At 59.5% G+C, this 17,554-nt stretch carries 13 protein-coding genes; 6 read left to right on the top strand and 7 right to left on the bottom strand.

Features of this window, described 5'->3' with window-relative positions:
* From KGB07_RS29470 to KGB07_RS29440, 7 genes are all read right to left on the bottom strand, one after another.
* The coding region (locus KGB07_RS29470) for an ABC transporter permease subunit (protein ID WP_223467503.1) at window positions 1–817 on the bottom strand (817 nt) is incomplete at its 3' end.
* Window positions 818–827: 10 nt separating this feature from the next.
* Complete coding sequence (locus tag KGB07_RS29465) at window positions 828–1,838, bottom strand: ABC transporter permease subunit (protein ID WP_223454125.1); 1,011 nt, start codon at window positions 1,836–1,838, stop codon at window positions 828–830.
* Window positions 1,839–1,910: 72 nt separating this feature from the next.
* Complete coding sequence (locus KGB07_RS29460) at window positions 1,911–3,506, bottom strand: ABC transporter substrate-binding protein (RefSeq protein WP_223467501.1); 1,596 nt, start codon at window positions 3,504–3,506, stop codon at window positions 1,911–1,913.
* A 78-nt stretch (window positions 3,507–3,584) separates the two neighbouring features.
* On the bottom strand, window positions 3,585–5,018 hold the full coding sequence (locus tag KGB07_RS29455) for an OprD family porin (protein ID WP_046040001.1): 1,434 nt from the start codon (window positions 5,016–5,018) through the stop codon (window positions 3,585–3,587).
* Window positions 5,019–5,191: 173 nt separating this feature from the next.
* Window positions 5,192–6,793 carry an ABC transporter substrate-binding protein gene (locus KGB07_RS29450; RefSeq protein ID WP_046040002.1) on the bottom strand — a complete coding sequence of 534 codons (1,602 nt, stop codon included), beginning with the start codon at window positions 6,791–6,793 and terminating at the stop codon, window positions 5,192–5,194.
* A gap of 303 nt (window positions 6,794–7,096) precedes the next feature.
* Entirely contained in the window at window positions 7,097–8,722 is a 1,626-nt protein-coding gene (locus KGB07_RS29445; protein WP_046040003.1) for an ABC transporter substrate-binding protein, read from the bottom strand.
* A 471-nt stretch (window positions 8,723–9,193) separates the two neighbouring features.
* Window positions 9,194–9,910, bottom strand: coding sequence for an SIMPL domain-containing protein (locus KGB07_RS29440; protein WP_046040005.1), 717 nt, complete (start codon window positions 9,908–9,910; stop codon window positions 9,194–9,196).
* Window positions 9,911–10,125: 215 nt separating this feature from the next.
* Between KGB07_RS29440 and KGB07_RS29435 the strand changes: the two genes are divergently transcribed.
* The 6 genes from KGB07_RS29435 (at window position 10,126) to KGB07_RS29410 (ending at window position 17,492) form a co-directional block, all read left to right on the top strand.
* Window positions 10,126–11,388: an ATP-binding protein gene (locus KGB07_RS29435; RefSeq protein ID WP_223467499.1), complete on the top strand. Its 1,263-nt coding sequence runs from the start codon at window positions 10,126–10,128 to the stop codon at window positions 11,386–11,388.
* Window positions 11,381–11,941, top strand: coding sequence for a response regulator transcription factor (locus KGB07_RS29430; RefSeq protein ID WP_007973041.1), 561 nt, complete (start codon window positions 11,381–11,383; stop codon window positions 11,939–11,941). Before KGB07_RS29435 ends, KGB07_RS29430 begins: the two co-directional genes overlap by 8 nt.
* Window positions 11,942–12,038: 97 nt before the next feature.
* Window positions 12,039–13,766, top strand: a complete 1,728-nt coding sequence (locus tag KGB07_RS29425) for an ABC transporter ATP-binding protein/permease (RefSeq protein ID WP_046040009.1) — start codon at window positions 12,039–12,041, stop codon at window positions 13,764–13,766.
* Window positions 13,767–13,939: 173 nt separating this feature from the next.
* The gene (locus tag KGB07_RS29420) at window positions 13,940–14,689 is read left to right on the top strand and encodes a FadR/GntR family transcriptional regulator (protein ID WP_223467498.1); all 750 of its coding nucleotides are present in this window, start codon (window positions 13,940–13,942) and stop codon (window positions 14,687–14,689) included.
* 384 nt (window positions 14,690–15,073) lie between these two features.
* Window positions 15,074–15,985: a 5-dehydro-4-deoxyglucarate dehydratase gene (gene kdgD / locus KGB07_RS29415; RefSeq protein ID WP_046040011.1), complete on the top strand. Its 912-nt coding sequence runs from the start codon at window positions 15,074–15,076 to the stop codon at window positions 15,983–15,985.
* A gap of 61 nt (window positions 15,986–16,046) precedes the next feature.
* Window positions 16,047–17,492: an aldehyde dehydrogenase family protein gene (locus tag KGB07_RS29410; protein WP_223467496.1), complete on the top strand. Its 1,446-nt coding sequence runs from the start codon at window positions 16,047–16,049 to the stop codon at window positions 17,490–17,492.
* Window positions 17,493–17,554: the final 62 nt, after the last annotated feature.

Genomic DNA, 17,554 nt, shown 5'->3' with positions numbered 1-17,554 from the left:
GCAGGCTCACCACCCACCAGGCGCGTTCGATGTAGTCGCGGGCCGAAGCCAGCATGGTGCCCCACTCAGGGGTTGGCGGTTGTACGCCAAGGCCAAGGAAGCCCAGTGCGGCGGCATCGAGGATCGCCGAGGAGAAGCTCAGGGTGGCCTGAACGATCAGCGGCGCCATGCAGTTAGGCAGCACGGTGACGAACATCAGGCGTGGCAGGCCGGCACCGGCCAGGCGCGCGGCGGTTACGTAGTCGCGGTTCAGCTCGCCCATCACCGCGGCGCGGGTCAGACGAACATAGGACGGCAACGAAACCACGGCGATGGCAATGATGGTGTTGATCAGGCCAGGGCCGAGGATGGCGACAATCGCCACGGCCAGCAGCAGCGACGGCAGGGCCAGCATGATGTCCATCAGACGCATGATGGTCGGGCCGAGAATCCGCGGGTAGAACCCGGCGAACAGGCCCAGGAGAATCCCCGGGATCAGCGACATCACCACCGACGACAAACCGATCAGCAACGACAGGCGCGAACCATTGATCAGACGCGACAGCAGGTCGCGGCCCAGTTCATCGGTGCCGAGCAGGAACTGCAACTGTCCACCTTCCAGCCAGGCCGGTGGGGTCAGCAGGAAATCGCGGTACTGCTCGCTCGGGTCGTGAGGGGCGACCCATGGGGCGAAGATGGCGCAGAAAATCACCAGCAGCATGAACATCAGGCCGGCGACGGCACCTTTGTTCTTGGCGAACGCTTGCCAGAATTCTTTGTACGGAGACGGGTACAGCAGGCTTTGATCGACTGCTACCGATGGAATTGGAGTGGTCATGTTCATGATCTCAGCGCTGATGACGGATGCGTGGGTTGGCAAAGCCGTAGAGGATGTCCACTACGAAGTTGACCACAATCACCAGGCAGGCGATTAACAGGATGCCGTTTTGCACGACGGGGTAATCCCGGGCGCCAATGGCTTCGATCAGCCATTTGCCGATGCCCGGCCACGAGAAGATGGTTTCGGTCAGGACCGCACCGGCCAGCAATGTGCCGACTTGCAGGCCAACCACGGTCAGTACCGGAATCAACGCGTTACGCAGACCGTGCACGAACACCACGCGCGACGGCGACAGGCCCTTGGCCTTGGCGGTGCGAATGTAGTCTTCACGCAGCACTTCGAGCATCGAAGAACGGGTCATCCGCGCGATCACTGCCAGCGGAATGGTGCCGAGCACGATGGCCGGCAGGATCAGGTGGTGCAGGGCGTCGAAGAAGGCGTCCGGCTCGCCGGCCAGCAGGGTGTCGATCAGCATGAAGCCAGTGCGTGGCTCGATGTCGTAGAGCAGGTCGATGCGCCCGGACACCGGGGTCCAGCCCAGGCTCACCGAGAAGAACATGATCAGGATCAGGCCCCACCAGAAGATCGGCATCGAGTATCCCGCCAGGGAGACCCCCATCACCCCATGGTCGAACAGGGATCCTCGCTTGAGTGCCGCGATCACCCCGGCCAAGAGGCCCAGGACACCGGCGAACAACAGCGCGGCCGAGGACAGTTCCAGGGTCGCGGGGAATAGGGAGGTGAACTCGCTCCAGACGCTTTCACGGGTTCGCAGGGATTCCCCGAGATCGCCGTGGGCCAGCTTGCCGATGTAATCCAGGTACTGGGCATACAGGGGTTTGTTCAGACCTAGGCGTTCCATTGCCTGAGCGTGCATTTCGGGATCGACCCTACGTTCTCCCATCATGACTTCTACGGGGTCGCCCGGGATCATGCGAATCAACGCGAAAGTCAGCAAGGTGATGCCGAAGAACGTGGGGATCAGTAACCCCAGTCGGCGGGCAATAAAACTAAACATCGTGTGTTGTACCTCATCAGCCGGTTAGGCGTGCCCGGCATGCCTGGGTCAGGAATGCCGGGAGTTTTCTTATTACTTCACCTGGGTGGTGGCGAAGTTATTCGTGGTGAGGGGGCTAATGTGATAGCCCTCTACGTTGTTGCGCATTGCGGTAAACATTCTAGTGTGTGCCATGCTGATCCACGGCTGGTCCTGGTTAAAAATAACCTGGGCCTGTTCGTAGAGCGCTGCACGCTCGGCCGGGTCGGTTTTTTCGCGAGCCTGGTCGATCAGCGCCTGGAACTTGTCATTGCACCAGCGGGCGTAGTTTTCTCCGTTCTTGGCGGCTTCACAACTGAGCATAGGCGTCAGGAAGTTATCCGGGTCGCCGTTATCGCCCGCCCATCCGGCGGAAACCATGTCGTGCTCGCCGTTTTTGGCGCGTTTGAGCATTTCGCCCCATTCCATCACGCGAATGTCGATCTTGATCCCGACCTTGGCCAGGTCGGCTTGCATCATCTGCGCGCCGAGCATCGGGTTCGGGTTGGTCGGACCGCCACCGTTACGGGTGAACAGGGTGAAGGTGGTGCCTTCCGGTACGCCGGCTTCCTTGAGCAGGGCGCGAGCCTTGTCCAGGTCATGGGCCGGGTTCTTCAGGCTGTGGTTGTAGCCCAGCAGGGTGTCCGGGTACGGGTTGACCGCGGCGGTTGCATTGCCCTTGCCGAACAACGCATTGACGTACGCCTCTTTGTCGAAGGCGATGTCGATGGCTTTGCGCACCCGCACATCACTCATGTACTTGTGCGTGGTGTTCATGGCGATGTACGAAACGGTCATCGCGTTGAGTTCATCGACTTTCAGCTTGTCGTCTTTCTTGATGCTCGGGATGTCATCCGGTTTTGGATACAGCGCGACCTGGCACTCGTTGGCCTTGAGCTTCTGCAGGCGCACGTTGTTGTCGGTGGCGATGGCCAGGATCAGCGAGTCTGCCGGTGGCTTGCCACGGAAGTACTCCGGGTTGGCCTTGAAGCGTACCTGGGCGTCCTTGTTGTAGCGCTGGAAGACGAACGGGCCGGTGCCGACTGGCTTGTTGTTCAGGTCGCCGGTTTTGTTGGCCTTGAGCAACTGATCGGCGTACTCGGCGGAGTAGATCGAGGAGAAGGCCATGGCAATGTCGGCCAGGAAAGGCGCTTCACGGCGGGTCAGGGTGAACTTGACCGTGTTGTCGTCGACTTTCTCGACGCTCTTGAGCAGCTCCTTGAAGCCCATGCTTTCAAAGTACGGGAAGCCTACGCTCGACAGCTTGTGCCAAGGATGATTCGGGTCCAGCTGGCGCTGGAAGCTCCAGACCACGTCGTCGGCATTCATGTCGCGGGTCGGCTTGAAGTATTCGGTGGTGTGGAACTTGACGCCTTTACGCAGATGGAAGGTGTAGCTCAGGCCGTCTTCGCTGATGTCCCAGGAATCGGCCAGTGCCGGAATCACGTCGGTGGTTCCGGGCTTGAAGTCTGCCAGGCGGTTGAAGATGGTTTCGGCCACGGCATCGGCGGTGACTGCAGTCGTGTACTGGACCATGTCGAAGCCTTCGGGGCTGGCCTCGGTGCAAACCACCAGGGGCTTGGCCGAAACGCCGACAGCGACACTGAGCAACGCGGCCGCGATGGCCGCACGTAGGGGAAGCATTTTCATCAAGAACCCTCTGCAATCAGTTAAAGGACAAAAGCCGAACGGCCGATTCGTCATTGAATCAGCCGTCAGGCGCGTGCATTACAGGATGTTGAACGGAACCGTGGTCACGAGACGGAACTCGTTGATGCTGCCGTCAGCCTGGTTTTCGCTGGCACGGTGAGCGGTGTAGGTGCCGCGGATCGTGGTGGCCTTGAGCGGGCCGCTCTGCACGGCGTAGGTCGCGCCGATGCCGTATTCATAGTGGGTTTCGCCATCCTGGGACTGGATGCCGTCGTAACCCTTGCCTGCCACGCCGCCGTTGCCGGTGTAGTGAGTACCGTCGATACCCCAGCCGCGAGCCTGGTAGATGTTGAACTTCAGGCCTGGCACGCCGTATTCGGCCATGTTCAGACCGTAGGCAACCTGGAACGATTTTTCGTTCGGGCCGTTGAAGTCCGACAGCAGGGAGTTGGCCAGGTAGATGCCGTTGGTTTCGTGCAGGTAGTCGAAGTACTCGTTACCGTTCACTTCCTGGTACGAGAAGGTCAGGGTGTGGGCCTGGTGGGTCAGGCCGAACGACAGGGAGTAGGTGTCGTTGTCGATATCGCCGATCAGGGCTTTACCGGTTTCCTTGGTTTTGTAGTAGTTCAGGCCGGTGGTCAGGCTCAGTACCTGGCTGTCGCCCAGTACGTGAGAGGCGCCGAAATAGTACTGGTTCCAGATGTCTTCAGCCTGGGTCGCCCAGAGGCTGGTGGTCAGGCTGGCGAGCGGGTTGTAGGTGATACCGCCGGTGTAGATGTGGTCGGTTTCGACGATGCCGTTGGCGTATTCGGTGCGGAATTTGCGCTGGCTTTCTTCGGTACGCGGTGAGTTGCGGTCGAAGGTGGCGAGGTCGAAGGCCAGGTTGTTCAGCTCTTCGCTGTGGATGGCCACACCTTCGAAGCTCGAAGGCAGTGCACGGTTACCGATCACGTCGACCATCGGGCTGCTGAAGTTCATGCGGCCGGCGGTCAGGGTGCTGTTGGAAATACGGGCCTTGACGTTGGCCAGGCCCAGTTTGCTCCACTGGCCTTGAGCGTCGCCGCCTTCCTTGGTCAGGGTACGGTTGTTGCCCGCGCCAGGACGAGAGCCCGGTGCTCCGCCGTTGTTGGACGCAAGGTCTTTGCGGTCCCGGTCCAGGGCAACGGCATTGTAGGCGGCGACTTCAGTGCTGAAACCGACAGTGCCTTCGGTGAAGCCCGAGTTGTACTTGAGGATGGTGCCCTGGACCCAGTTGATCCGGCGATCGGTCGGGGTCGAAACGCCGTCCTTCTTGTAGGCGAACTTGGCGCCGCGTTGCAGTTGCTCGTTGGCGTACCAGTTACGCGTGGTGCCGGTGATCGACTGGCCTTCGACAAAGCCGGTGGCTTCGCTTTGGGCGCTTTTCTCGTTCACGGTAACCGGGGTGAAAGCCTGGCTTTGGGTTTCTGCGTAAGCCGTGGCGGTTACGCTGCTTATGGCCAAGGCCAATAACGCGGTGCTGCTCAGTTTCATGGGTAAAGCTCCTTACTTTCTTTTTTTATGCCGGTCTTTTTTTGTGATCCGGCTATTGGTTTAGAACTCATTCACGGCATCGCAAACGTTTGCTGTCAGCCAAATTGGCAAAAGACGGCAAAGCGTCTGCGTGAGGGCGGAAAATCCGCCCCCCGGCATTTCTGGCTAATCGGCTATTTTTCTATGCTGACACCCGAGAAAACGTTGCGACCGAACGGGCTCACCTTGAACCCTTCGATTTTGGCGCTCAGCGGCTGGTTGACCGTTGAGTGGGCGACTGGCGTGATCGGCACTTGCTGCTTGAGCAACTGCTGCGCCTGTTTGTAGAGCAGGGTGCGCTGGTCGCGGTCGGTGACGACCTTGGCCTGCTTGATCAGCTTGTCGTAAGCCGGATCACACCACATCGAGTAGTTGTTACCGCCAATGGCGTCGCAGCTATAGAGCGTGCCCAGCCAGTTGTCCGGATCACCGTTGTCACCGGTCCAGCCAATCAGGCTGATGTCGTGTTCGCCATTCTTGGTGCGCTTGATGTACTCGCCCCACTCATAGCTGACGATCTTGACCTTGAGGCCGATTTTCGCCCAGTCAGCCTGGAGCATCTCGGCCATCAACTTGGCGTTGGGGTTGTACGGACGCTGGACCGGCATGGCCCAGAGGGTGATTTCGGTGCCTTCCTTGACGCCGGCAGCCTTGAGCAACTCCTTGGCTTTTTCCGGGTTGTAGGCGGCGTCCTTGATGGTCTCGTCGTAGGACCATTGGGTCGGCGGCATGGCGTTGACCGCCAGTTGCCCCGCGCCCTGGTAGACGGCATTGAGAATGCCTTGTTTGTTCACCGCCATGTCCAGCGCCTGGCGTACTTCGAGCTGGTCGAAGGGTTTGTGGCGCACGTTGTAGGCGATGTAGCCGAGGTTGAAACCAGGCTTCTCGATCAGTTGCAGGGCCGGGTCGCTCTTCAGTGCGGTTACATCGGCAGGGCGTGGATGCAAGGTGATCTGACACTCGCCGGCCTTGAGTTTCTGCACGCGCACCGAGGCGTCGGTGTTGATGGCGAAAATCAGGTTGTCGAGCTTGACCCGGCTCGGGTCCCAGTAATGCTTGTTGCCGGTGTAACGGATGTTCGAGTCTTTCTGGTAGCTCTTGAACACGAACGGCCCGGTGCCGATCGGCTTCTGGTTGATGTCGCTCGGCTTGCCTTCGGCCAGCAGCTTGTCGGCGTACTCGGCCGAAAGGATGGCGGCGAAGCTCATGGCGATGTTCTGGATGAACGCGGCGTCCACACTATTGAGCGTAAAGACCACGGTCAGCGGCCCGGTCTTTTCGACCTTGGCGATGTTCTTGTTCAGGCTCATGCCGTTGAAGTACGGAAACTCTGTCGGATAAGCCTTACGGAAGGGGTGTTGCGGATCGAGCATGCGATTGAAGGTGAACAGCACGTCATCGGCGTTGAAGTCGCGGGTCGGCGTGAAGTATTTGGTGGTATGAAACTTTACCCCTTCGCGCAGGTGAAACGTGTATTTGAGGCCGTCCTCGGAAATATCCCAGCTCATGGCCAGGCCCGGTACGACGTTGGTCGCGCCTTTTTCAAACTCTGCCAACCGGTTGTACAGCGGCTCGGCGGCGTCGTTGTCGGTCGCAGTGGTGTACTGCGCCGTGTCGAAACCGGCGGGGCTGCCTTCGGAGCAGAACACCAGGCTGTTGTTGGCGGCCTGGGTGATGGAAGTGGCGGCCAACAGGCCGGTGCCCAGCAATGCGGATAAAACCAAGGTATGGCGCATAACGCTCCCTCTTTTCTCAAAGTGTTGTCAATGAGCCGCCGTCCCGTCCGCGGACGTAGGGGCATCACTGATTTCAAGCCATGCACACAGCAGTAACCGATGACCCACGCGTGCACTGGTCAGATCCCGACGGTATGAGCCATGGGTCCGGCAGTAAATGCGTAGAGTCCTAAAGACTCGTAGGAAATGGCAACGCGTCCTCGCCCGATGCTGTAGTCAGCTGCGGATTAGGATGTAGGCGAATTCCTGCTTTCTCGGAAGATAAAGCAACGGCGACGTCAGGAACGCCGCCGTTGCAAAACCTTATTTGCTGACGCTGACGCCGTAGAAGGAGTTCAAGCCAAATGGGCTGATCTTGAAGTCCTGCACGTTGGCGCGCATGGGTTGGAACACCGTCGAGTGAGCGATAGGTGTCATAGGCACAGCGTCTTTGAGGACGTGTTGCGCCTGTTTGTACAGTTCGGTGCGTTTGCCTTGGTCCGAAGTGCGCTTGGCTTGCTTGACGATGTCGTCAAACTTCTTGTCGCACCATTTGGAGAAGTTGTTGCCTTCCAGCGAGTCGCAGCCGAACAGTACGTTCAGCCAGTTGTCCGGATCACCATTGTCACCGCTCCAGCCAATCAGCATCGCCTGGTTCTCGCCACCTTTGGAGCGCTTGATGTACTCGCCCCACTCGTAGCTCTGGATCTTGACCTTGAGGCCGATCTTGGACCAGTCGGACTGCAGCATTTCTGCCATCAGCTTGGCGTTCGGGTTGTATGGACGCTGTACCGGCATCGCCCATAGAACGATTTCGGTGCCCTCTTTCACGCCGGCTTCCTTGAGCAGCTCTTTGGCTTTCTCAGGGTTGTACGGCGCATCCTTGATGGTGGTGTCGTAGGACCACTGGGTCGGAGGCATGGCGTTGACGGCCAGCTGGCCGGCGCCCTGATACACGGAGTCGATGATCTGTTGCTTGTTGACCGCCATGTCCATTGCCTGGCGTACCTTCAGGTCAGCCAACGGGTTCGCATCCGTTTGCCCCTTGACCTTGGGCATCACGTTGTAGGCGATGTAACCGAGGTTGAAACCAGCCTGGTCAGGCAGTTTCAAGTCCTTGTCTTCCTTGAGCGCCTTCAGGTCGGCCGGACGAGGGAACAGGGTGACCTGGCACTCGTTCTTCTTCAGCTTCTGGATACGTACCGACGGGTCGGTGGTGATGGCGAAGATCAGGTTGTCGATCTTCACGTCGTCAGGCTTCCAGTAGTCCTTGTTCCCGGTGTAGCGGATGTTGGAGTCTTTCTGGTAGCTCTTGAACACGAACGGGCCGGTGCCGATCGGCTTCTGGTTGATGTCGGCAGTCTTGCCTTCCTTGAGCAGTTGGGCAGCGTACTCGGCGGACTGGATCGAGGCGAAGCTCATGGCCATGTTCTGGATGAACGCGGCATCAACGTCTTTGAGGGTGAACTTGACCGTGTGGTCGTCGACTTTATCGATCTTGGTGATGTTGGTATCCATCCCCATGTCGGTGAAGTACGGGAATTCGGTCGGGTACGCTTTGCGGAACGGGTCATCCTTGTTAATCATGCGATTAAAGGTGAACAGCACGTCGTCGGCGTTGAACTCACGAGTCGGCTTGAAATACGGGGTAGTGTGGAACTTGACGCCTTCACGCAGGTGGAAGGTGTAGCTCAGGCCGTCATCGGAGATGTCCCACTTGGTCGCCAGCCCAGGAATAACGGCGGTGCCGCCGCGCTCGAACTGGGTGAGGCGGTTGAACATGGTTTCTGCAGAGGCGTCGAAGTCGGTTCCGGTGGTGTATTGACCTGGATCGAAACCGGCCGGGCTCCCTTCGGAGCAGAACACCAGGTTAGTCGCTGCTTGGGCGAACGGTGCGCTGGCTAACAAGCTTGCGCCAACTAAGAACGGAATGACCGCGTGTTTAAGCATGGTGGCCTCATGATTTGTTGTCATTTTTGGAATTAGAGGACGACCTCGTGAGTCGTGCCTGCGGATACTTATGCAGGGGCCATACCCAATGCAAGATCCAGAGTGACTACAAGCCTTAAACGGTGGCACGAACGTACCTTAATGTCGCATTTGTGTAATTCCTGACGTATTTGACCGTTTGCGCGGCGTTTTTACGGTGCAAATGACGCACTTTCAAGGTGCATCCCGAACGCTGAGTGCTCCCGATCAGGGCGAGGTGTTACTTATTTATACCCCGTTTTGGGCGGTGGGTATGGCGTGAATAAGAGTGGTTATTGTTGCACCGATGGTGGCCAATCAATTTCAGTTGCACCCGGTGCAACTGCCGGCTTTTTCCGGTGGTCTCTCCAGTTATAGCTCATGCCTGAAAACTGCCCAAAAAAAACGGCGATCATCTGAGTGATCGCCGTCTTTTGTTTACGGGCTATCGATTCAAGGCATCAGCACTTCAATCGAGCCATCCGCGGTCATGCTGACCTGGCTGGTGCCGGCCTCGACATCCGGCGTCACCGGGGCGCTATCCATGGCGGCGGCTTTCATCATCATTGGAGCGCGCAGGTAAGGCTGTGGATAACCGTTGCTGTTGAGGTTCAGGTTGACGATTTTGTAGCTCTTGCCGCCCAGGGCGTCGGTGGCCAGTTGGGCGCGGGCCTTGAAGGCGGTCACGGCGTCCTTGAGCAGGGCGTCTTCGCTGGCCTTGCGCGTCGGGGTGGCGATGGCGAAGTCCATGCCACCCATTTTCAGGTCGGTGAGCAGTTCGCCGGTCAGCTTCGACAGCGCGGCGAAGTCCGAACTCTCCAGGCGCAATTCGGCGCGCTCGCGCCAACCAGTGATTTTCTGGCCCTTGGTGTCGTAGATCGGATAGCTGTTACGGCTGCCCTGGCGCAGGGTGATGTTCTTGACTTGCTTGGCCTGGGCCAGTGCCTTGTTCATGGTGGTGCTGACATCGGCGGCGAGTTTGGCAGGGTCGGTGTTCTGTTCTTCGGTGTAGAGGGTCACGATCATCAGGTCGCGGGCCACTTCCTGACTGACTTCGGCGCGCAGGGAAATCTGGTTGTAATGTAGCTCGTCGGCGGCCAGGGCCGGGAGGCTGGCGACGGTGCCAACGCTCAGGGCGAGGAGGGCGGCGCTGCGGCGGAATGTGTGCATGAAGGCTCCTTGAAAGGTGCGCAGGGGTATGATCCGGGCCTGCGTGAAACCATCAGACTCTATGGAGCAGCCGCAAGTTTCAAGCTGCAAGCCACAAGTAAAAGCTTGCGGCTTGCAGCTGCTTCACTGTGGCCGTTTGCCGCACTTTTGCCTGTCAGCCCCCGCGCTTGGTTATACTCCCTGCGATCCGCCTGGAGCGCTCATCAGGAGAGCTCATGCTCGCCCCCGTTCAAATCACTTCCGCCACTCGCCAGAACCTCTGGCGGCTGACGTTCATCCGCACGTTGGTGCTGGCCGCCCAGGCCGGTTCTGTTGGCCTGGCCTACTGGCTCGAATTGCTGCCACTGCCCTGGTTTCAATTGGCGGCGACGCTCGCATGTTCAATGCTGCTGTGCGTGTTCACGGCGATTCGCCTGCGCACCTCGTGGCCGGTGACCGAGCTCGAATACGCCGTGCAACTGGCCTGCGACCTGTTTATCCACAGTGCCTTGCTGTACTTCTCCGGCGGCTCGACCAACCCCTTCGTCTCCTATTACCTGGTGCCGCTGACCATTGCCGCGGTGACGTTGCCATGGCGTTATTCGGTGATCCTGTCTGGTATCGCGCTGATGATGTACACGCTGTTGCTGGCGCAGTTCTACCCGCTGCAAACCTTCCCGATTGCCCGGGAAAACCTGCAGGTGTACGGGATGTGGTTGAGCTTCGCCCTTGCCGCCGCAGTGATCACCTTCTTCGCCGCACGCATGGCCGAAGAGCTGCGTCGTCAGGAAGAGCTGCGCGCCATTCGTCGCGAAGAAGGCCTGCGCGATCAGCAACTGCTGGCCGTCGCCACCCAGGCGGCCGGCGCGGCCCATGAACTGGGCACGCCGCTGGCGACCATGAGTGTGCTACTCAAGGAAATGCGTCAGGACCACCATGATCCGATGTTGCAGGATGACCTGAGCGTGCTGCAGGATCAGGTCAAGTTGTGTAAAGAGACCTTGCAGCATCTGGTGCGTGCCGCCGAAGCCAATCGCCGGTTGGCTGTGGAGATGCAGGACGTCACCGATTGGCTCGATGAAGCCCTCAATCGCTGGCACCTGATGCGCCCGGAAGCCAGTTATCGCTTCCAGCGCCTCGGCCAGGGCCCGGTCCCCCGCATGGCGCCGCCGCCGGACCTGACCCAGGCTTTGCTGAATCTGTTGAACAACGCTGCCGATGCCTGCCCCGAAGGGCTGCAAGTGACGCTGGACTGGGATTGGGAAAACCTCACCATCAGCATTCGTGACCATGGCGCCGGTGTGCCGCTGGCCATCGCCGAGCAAATCGGCAAACCGTTTTTTACCACCAAGGGCAAAGGTTTCGGCCTGGGCCTGTTTTTGAGCAAGGCCAGCGTGACACGCGCCGGCGGCTCAGTGAAACTCTACAGTCATGAGGAAGGTGGCACGCTCACCGAGCTGCGCCTGCCCCGTGTCGCCCGAGGAGACGAACATGAGTGAAGAGATCCAAGTCGAAGGCGAAGAACTGCCGCATTTGTTGCTGGTCGATGACGACGCCACATTCACCCGCGTCATGGCCCGTGCCATGGCCCGCCGTGGTTTTCGCGTCAGCACTGCCGGTTCCGCCGAGGAAGGTCTGGAACTGGCCAAGGCCGATCTGCCGGATTACGCCGCCCTGGACCTGAAGATGGACGGCGATTCCGGCCTGGTGCTGCTGCCAAAATTGCTGGAAATGGACCCGGAAATGCGCGTGGTGATCCTCACCGGTTATTCGAGCATTGCCACTGCCGTCGAGGCGATCAAGCGCGGTGCCTGCAACTACCTGTGCAAGCCGGCGGACGCCGACGACGTGCTGGCGGCGCTGCTGTCCGAGCACGCCGACCTCGACAGTCTGGTGCCGGAAAACCCGATGTCCGTGGACCGCTTGCAGTGGGAGCACATCCAGCGCGTGCTGACCGAGCACGAAGGCAATATCTCCGCCACGGCCCGTGCCCTGGGCATGCACCGCCGCACCCTGCAGCGAAAACTGCAGAAGCGTCCGGTTCGCCGCTGAACCAGCGCTGAACGAATGCGGGCCGTATCTCGCGACAAACCGGACCGATCATCTATGATCGGTTCGTGTGCGTACTTTTCTCTATCGAGCCTTATCCATGAATCAGAACGCTGAGTATTCCGCGGTCAACGACGCCGTGCGCGGGCAGTTTTTTCGCAAAGTGTGGGCGATGATCACGCCTTACTGGCGCAGTGAAGAGAAGGTCAAGGCCTGGACGCTGCTGATCGCGGTGATTGCGCTGTCGCTGATCAGCGTGGGGATCTCGGTGTGGTTCAACACCTGGTACAAGGACTTCTACAACGCCCTGCAAAAGAAGGACGAGGCGGCGTTCTGGCAACTGATCCTGTACTTCTGCGCGATTGCGGCGGTGGCGATCGTCGGCGCGGTGTACCGGCTGTACCTGACGCAGATGCTAACGATCCGCTGGCGGGCGTGGCTTACTGAAAAGCACTTTGCACGCTGGTTGGGTGACAAAAATTACTACCAACTGGAGCAGGGCGGTTACACCGATAACCCGGACCAGCGGATTTCCGAAGACCTCAACAACTTCACTTCCAACACCCTTGAACTGGGTATCGGGCTGCTGCGCAATATCGTCAGCCTGGTGTCGTTTTCGATCATTCTGTGGGGCGTGTCGGGCAGCATTGAAGTATTCGGTATCACCATTCCCGGCTACATGTTCTGGTGTGTGCTGGTTTACGCGGTGGTCGGCAGTTGGCTGACGCATTTGATCGGTCGTCGCCTGATCGGCCTGAACAACCAGCAACAACGCTTCGAAGCCGACCTGCGTTTCTCCATGGTGCGAATTCGCGAGAATGCCGAAAGCATCGCGTTGTACAACGGCGAACCGAACGAAAACCGTCGGTTGAGCAGCCGCTTCGGGATGGTCTGGCATAACTTCTGGGACATCATGAAAGTGTCCAAGCGCCTGACGTTCTTCACCGCCGGTTACAGCCAGGCCGCCATCATCTTCCCCTTCATGGTTGCCGCGCCGCGTTACCTTTCCGGCAAGATCGAACTGGGCGAGCTGATGCAAATCAGCTCGGCATTCGGCAATGTGCAGGAAAGCTTCAGCTGGTTTATCAGTGCGTACCAGAGCCTCGCTTCCTGGCGCGCCACCTGCGATCGTCTGTTGAGCTTCCACCAGGCCATGCGTGACAACGAAGAGCGTGCGCCGGCCATCGACGTACAGAATTCGGGCTCGGCGCTGAAGGTGCACAACCTCGGTCTCGACCTGGCTGAAGGTCGTCACCTGCTGACCAACGCCGACATGACCGTGAAGGAGGGCGAGCGTGTAATGCTCAGCGGTCGTTCCGGCAGCGGCAAGTCGACCCTGCTGCGGGCGATGGGACATCTGTGGCCAACCGGCCATGGCAGCATTCGCCTGCCATCGGCGCGCTACCTGTTCCTGCCGCAAAAACCGTATTTGCCGATTGGCACCCTGCGTGATGTCCTCAGTTATCCACAGCCCGGCGATACCTATCCGAAGGAGCGCTACGCGCAGGTGCTGGAAACCTGCCGCTTGCCGCACCTGATTGCCCGTCTCGACGAAGCCAACCACTGGCAGCGCATGTTGTCGCCAGGTGAGCAGCAGCGCCTGGCCTTCGCCCGTGCGCTGCTTTATGCACCGCAATGGCTGTATATGGACGAAGCCACCTCGGCGATGGACGAAGAAGACGAGGCCACGCTGTATCAGGCGCTGATCGACGAGTTGCCGGGGCTGAGCATCGTCAGTGTCGGCCATCGCAGCAGCCTGAAGCGCTTCCATCCGCGGCACATTCGTATCGAGAATGGCCATCTGGTGGATCAGGCTGTGACCGCCTGAAGACCTTGGATCCCTGTGGGAGCGAGCCTGCTCGCGATGCGGAGTGTCAGACATTTAAATATTGAATGTCGTACCGCTATCGCGAGCAGGCTCGCTCCTACAAGGTGATCGTACAACCGCGTTGCGCTATGATGCGCTTTCAGCCGCCGAATTTTTCGAGACAGATGTTCACCATGGAAAACCCGAACGACGCACCACGCCTCCCACGCAAGCGCCGCAGCCTCGCTCAGGAACTGGTGACGGTGCTGTCCGAGCAGATCCGGGACGGTCATCTCAAGCGTGGCGACAAGTTGCCCACCGAGTCGGCCATCATGGATGCCCATGGCGTCAGCCGCACGGTGGTGCGCGAGGCGATTTCCCGTTTGCAGGCGGCAGGGCAGGTGGAAACCCGCCACGGCATCGGCACCTTCGTGCTCGATACGCCGAGCCCGAGCGGTTTCCGTATCGACCCGGCGACCGTGGTGACCTTGCGCGATGTACTGGCGATCCTGGAACTGCGCATCAGCCTGGAAGTGGAGTCCGCCGGGCTGGCGGCGCAACGTCGCAGTCCGGAACAGTTGGCCAACATGCGCGCCGCCCTCGATGCGTTGAATGAAAGCGCCGCTCACGCCAGTGACGCCGTGGCTTCGGACTTCGCCTTCCACCTCGAAATCGCGCTGTCCACCGGCAACCGCTACTTCACCGACATCATGACCCACCTGGGCACCAGCATCATTCCGCGCACACGGCTGAACTCCGCGCGCCTGGCCCATGACGACCAGCAGCACTACATGGGTCGCCTGAGCCGTGAGCACGAAGAAATCTACGACGCCATTGCCCGTCAGGATTCCGATGCGGCGCGGGCCGCCATGCGTTTGCACCTGACCAACAGCCGTGAGCGGTTGCGTCATGCCCATGAAGAGGCTGAGGCGCAGCGGGGGTAAGTAATTTGCCCTTGTCCTCCATCGTCTGAACTACCGCTATCGCGAGCAGGCTCGCTCCTACAGTGGATCTCGCAACACTGAAGATCACTGTAGGAGCGAGCCTGCTCGCGATAGGGCCGTAACCTATAAAACAAATCCAGTAGTTTTCCCGCATCTTCCGACAACGTATCTCTCAAGCGACCGTTTATCACGGTGCTCGCAACTGTCCTTCTTCCGCTGAAACCCGCTAAAAATCAGGCCAACAGCCTTTCTTGTCGAACAATTTTCATCCCCTGGCGATGAAATGCAGTTGACGGTTGTATTTTAAGTTGTACGATGACCTACAACTTCAGCGCAGGCTGAACGGTTTTCTCACACAACGTCGTTATCCAGGGTGTTCGAATAATGAATCCACAAGAACTGAAGTCCATCCTCTCTTCCGGTCTGCTGTCTTTCCCCGTTACCGATTTCAATGCCCTGGGCGACTTCAATCGCGCGGGTTACATCAAGCGTCTCGAATGGCTGGCCCCATACGGCGCCTCGGCACTGTTCGCCGCGGGCGGCACCGGTGAGTTCTTCTCTCTGGCGGCCAGCGAATATTCGGAAATCATCAAGACTGCGGTCGACACTTGTGCCACCAGCGTGCCAATCCTGGCCGGTGTGGGCGGTTCGACCCGCCAGGCCATCGAATACGCACAGGAAGCCGAGCGTCTGGGCGCCAAGGGCCTGTTGCTGCTACCGCACTACCTGACCGAAGCCAGCCAGGACGGCGTTGCCGCCCACGTTGAAGCCGTGTGCAAATCGGTCAACATCGGCGTGGTGGTCTACAACCGTAACGTCTGCCGCCTGACCGCGCCGCTGCTGGAACGTCTGGCCGAGCGCTGCCCGAACCTGATCGGCTACAAGGATGGCCTGGGTGATATCGAGTTGATGGTGTCGATCCGTCGCCGCCTCGGTGATCGCTTCAGCTACCTGGGTGGCTTGCCGACCGCCGAAGTCTACGCCGCGGCCTACAAGGCCCTGGGCGTACCGGTCTACTCCTCGGCGGTGTTCAACTTCATCCCGAAAACCGCGATGGATTTCTACCACGCGATCGCTCGTGAAGATCACGCCACCGTTGGCAAGATCATCGACGACTTCTTCCTGCCGTACCTGGACATCCGTAACCGCAAGGCCGGTTATGCCGTGAGCATCGTCAAGGCTGGGGCAAAAATTGCCGGCTACGACGCAGGTCCTGTGCGTGCACCGCTGACCGATCTGACCGGCGAAGAGTACGAAATGCTCGCCGCGCTGATCGACAAGCAGGGTGCGCAGTAACACATCCGTTTAAGTAAGGCCGCTGAGTAATCAGCGGCCTTTTGCGTGAGGAGATCTCAAAGTGGCAGATGCAAAGTGTTTCGATAACTACATCAACGGCGAATGGGTTGCCGGTGGCGACTATTCGACCAACATCAACCCGTCCGAACTGAGCGACGCCATCGGCGACTACGCCAAGGCTGATCTGGCTCAGGTCCACGCCGCCATCGACGCCGCCCGTGCCGCGTTCCCGGCCTGGTCCACTTCCGGCATTCAGGCGCGTCACGATTCCCTGGATAAAGTCGGTACTGAAATCCTCGCCCGTCGCGAAGAGCTCGGCACCCTGCTGGCCCGGGAAGAGGGCAAGACCCTGCCTGAAGCCATCGGTGAAGTGACCCGCGCCGGTAACATCTTCAAGTTCTTCGCCGGTGAATGCCTGCGTCTGTCCGGCGACTACCTGCCTTCGGTGCGTCCGGGCGTCAACGTTGAAGTCACTCGCGAAGCCCTGGGCGTGGTCGGTCTGATTACCCCATGGAACTTCCCGATTGCCATCCCGGCATGGAAAATCGCCCCGGCCCTGGCCTACGGCAATTGCGTCGTGCTCAAACCCGCGGACCTGGTTCTAGGTTGCGCCTGGGCCCTGGCTGAAATCATCTCCCGCGCAGGCTTCCCGGCCGGTGTGTTCAACCTGGTGATGGGCAGCGGTCGTGTGGTTGGCGATGCGCTGGTCCACAGCCCGAAAGTCGACGGCATCAGCTTCACCGGTTCCGTGGGCGTGGGTCGTCAGATCGCCGTCAGCTGCGTATCGCGCCAGGCCAAGGTCCAGCTGGAAATGGGAGGCAAGAATCCGCAGATCATTCTCGACGACGCCGACCTCAAGCAAGCGGTCGAGCTGTCGGTACAGAGCGCGTTCTACTCCACCGGCCAGCGTTGCACCGCTTCCAGCCGCTTTATCGTCACCGCTGGCATCCACGACCAGTTCGTCGAAGCCATGGCCGAGCGCATGAAGTCGATCAAGGTCGGCCATGCATTGAAGGCGGGTACCGATATCGGTCCGGTGGTCTCGCAAGCGCAGCTTGAGCAGGACATGAAGTACATCGACATCGGCCAGTCCGAAGGTGCGCGTCTGGTCAGCGGCGGTGGTCTGGTGACGTGCGACACCGAGGGTTACTTCCTCGCGCCAACCTTGTTTGCCGACAGCGAAGCTTCGATGCGCATCAGCCGGGAAGAGATCTTCGGCCCGGTGGCCAACATCGTCCGCGTGGCCGATTACGAAGCTGCGCTGGCCATGGCCAACGACACCGAATTCGGGCTGTCGGCGGGCATCGCTACCACGTCCCTGAAGTACGCCAACCACTTCAAACGCCACTCCCAGGCCGGGATGGTGATGGTCAACCTGCCGACCGCCGGTGTGGATTACCACGTTCCGTTCGGTGGGCGTAAAGGTTCATCCTATGGATCACGTGAGCAAGGTCGCTATGCGCAAGAGTTTTACACGGTCGTAAAAACTGCCTACATCGGATCGTAACCCCGCTGCACCCGCGCAAGGTCCTTGCCTAAGGCCTTGCGCGGCACATGACTCTTGAATGT

Source organism: Pseudomonas sp. GL-RE-26 (assembly GCF_019956275.1).
Lineage (GTDB): Bacteria > Pseudomonadota > Gammaproteobacteria > Pseudomonadales > Pseudomonadaceae > Aquipseudomonas > Aquipseudomonas grandcourensis.
This window is presented reverse-complemented; position numbering and strand designations above follow the sequence as displayed.

Excerpts from the sequence above, each read along its gene's own strand:
- KGB07_RS29465 (WP_223454125.1), bottom strand. The coding sequence starts at position 1,838 with ATGTTTAGTTTTATTGCCCGCCGACTGGGGTTACTGATCCCCACGTTC.
- KGB07_RS29460 (WP_223467501.1), bottom strand. The coding sequence starts at position 3,506 with ATGAAAATGCTTCCCCTACGTGCGGCCATCGCGGCCGCGTTGCTCAGT.
- KGB07_RS29455 (WP_046040001.1), bottom strand. The coding sequence starts at position 5,018 with ATGAAACTGAGCAGCACCGCGTTATTGGCCTTGGCCATAAGCAGCGTA.
- KGB07_RS29450 (WP_046040002.1), bottom strand. The coding sequence starts at position 6,793 with ATGCGCCATACCTTGGTTTTATCCGCATTGCTGGGCACCGGCCTGTTG.
- KGB07_RS29445 (WP_046040003.1), bottom strand. The coding sequence starts at position 8,722 with ATGCTTAAACACGCGGTCATTCCGTTCTTAGTTGGCGCAAGCTTGTTA.
- KGB07_RS29440 (WP_046040005.1), bottom strand. The coding sequence starts at position 9,910 with ATGCACACATTCCGCCGCAGCGCCGCCCTCCTCGCCCTGAGCGTTGGC.
- KGB07_RS29435 (WP_223467499.1), top strand. The coding sequence starts at position 10,126 with ATGCTCGCCCCCGTTCAAATCACTTCCGCCACTCGCCAGAACCTCTGG.
- KGB07_RS29430 (WP_007973041.1), top strand. The coding sequence starts at position 11,381 with ATGAGTGAAGAGATCCAAGTCGAAGGCGAAGAACTGCCGCATTTGTTG.
- KGB07_RS29425 (WP_046040009.1), top strand. The coding sequence starts at position 12,039 with ATGAATCAGAACGCTGAGTATTCCGCGGTCAACGACGCCGTGCGCGGG.
- KGB07_RS29420 (WP_223467498.1), top strand. The coding sequence starts at position 13,940 with ATGGAAAACCCGAACGACGCACCACGCCTCCCACGCAAGCGCCGCAGC.
- kdgD (WP_046040011.1), top strand. The coding sequence starts at position 15,074 with ATGAATCCACAAGAACTGAAGTCCATCCTCTCTTCCGGTCTGCTGTCT.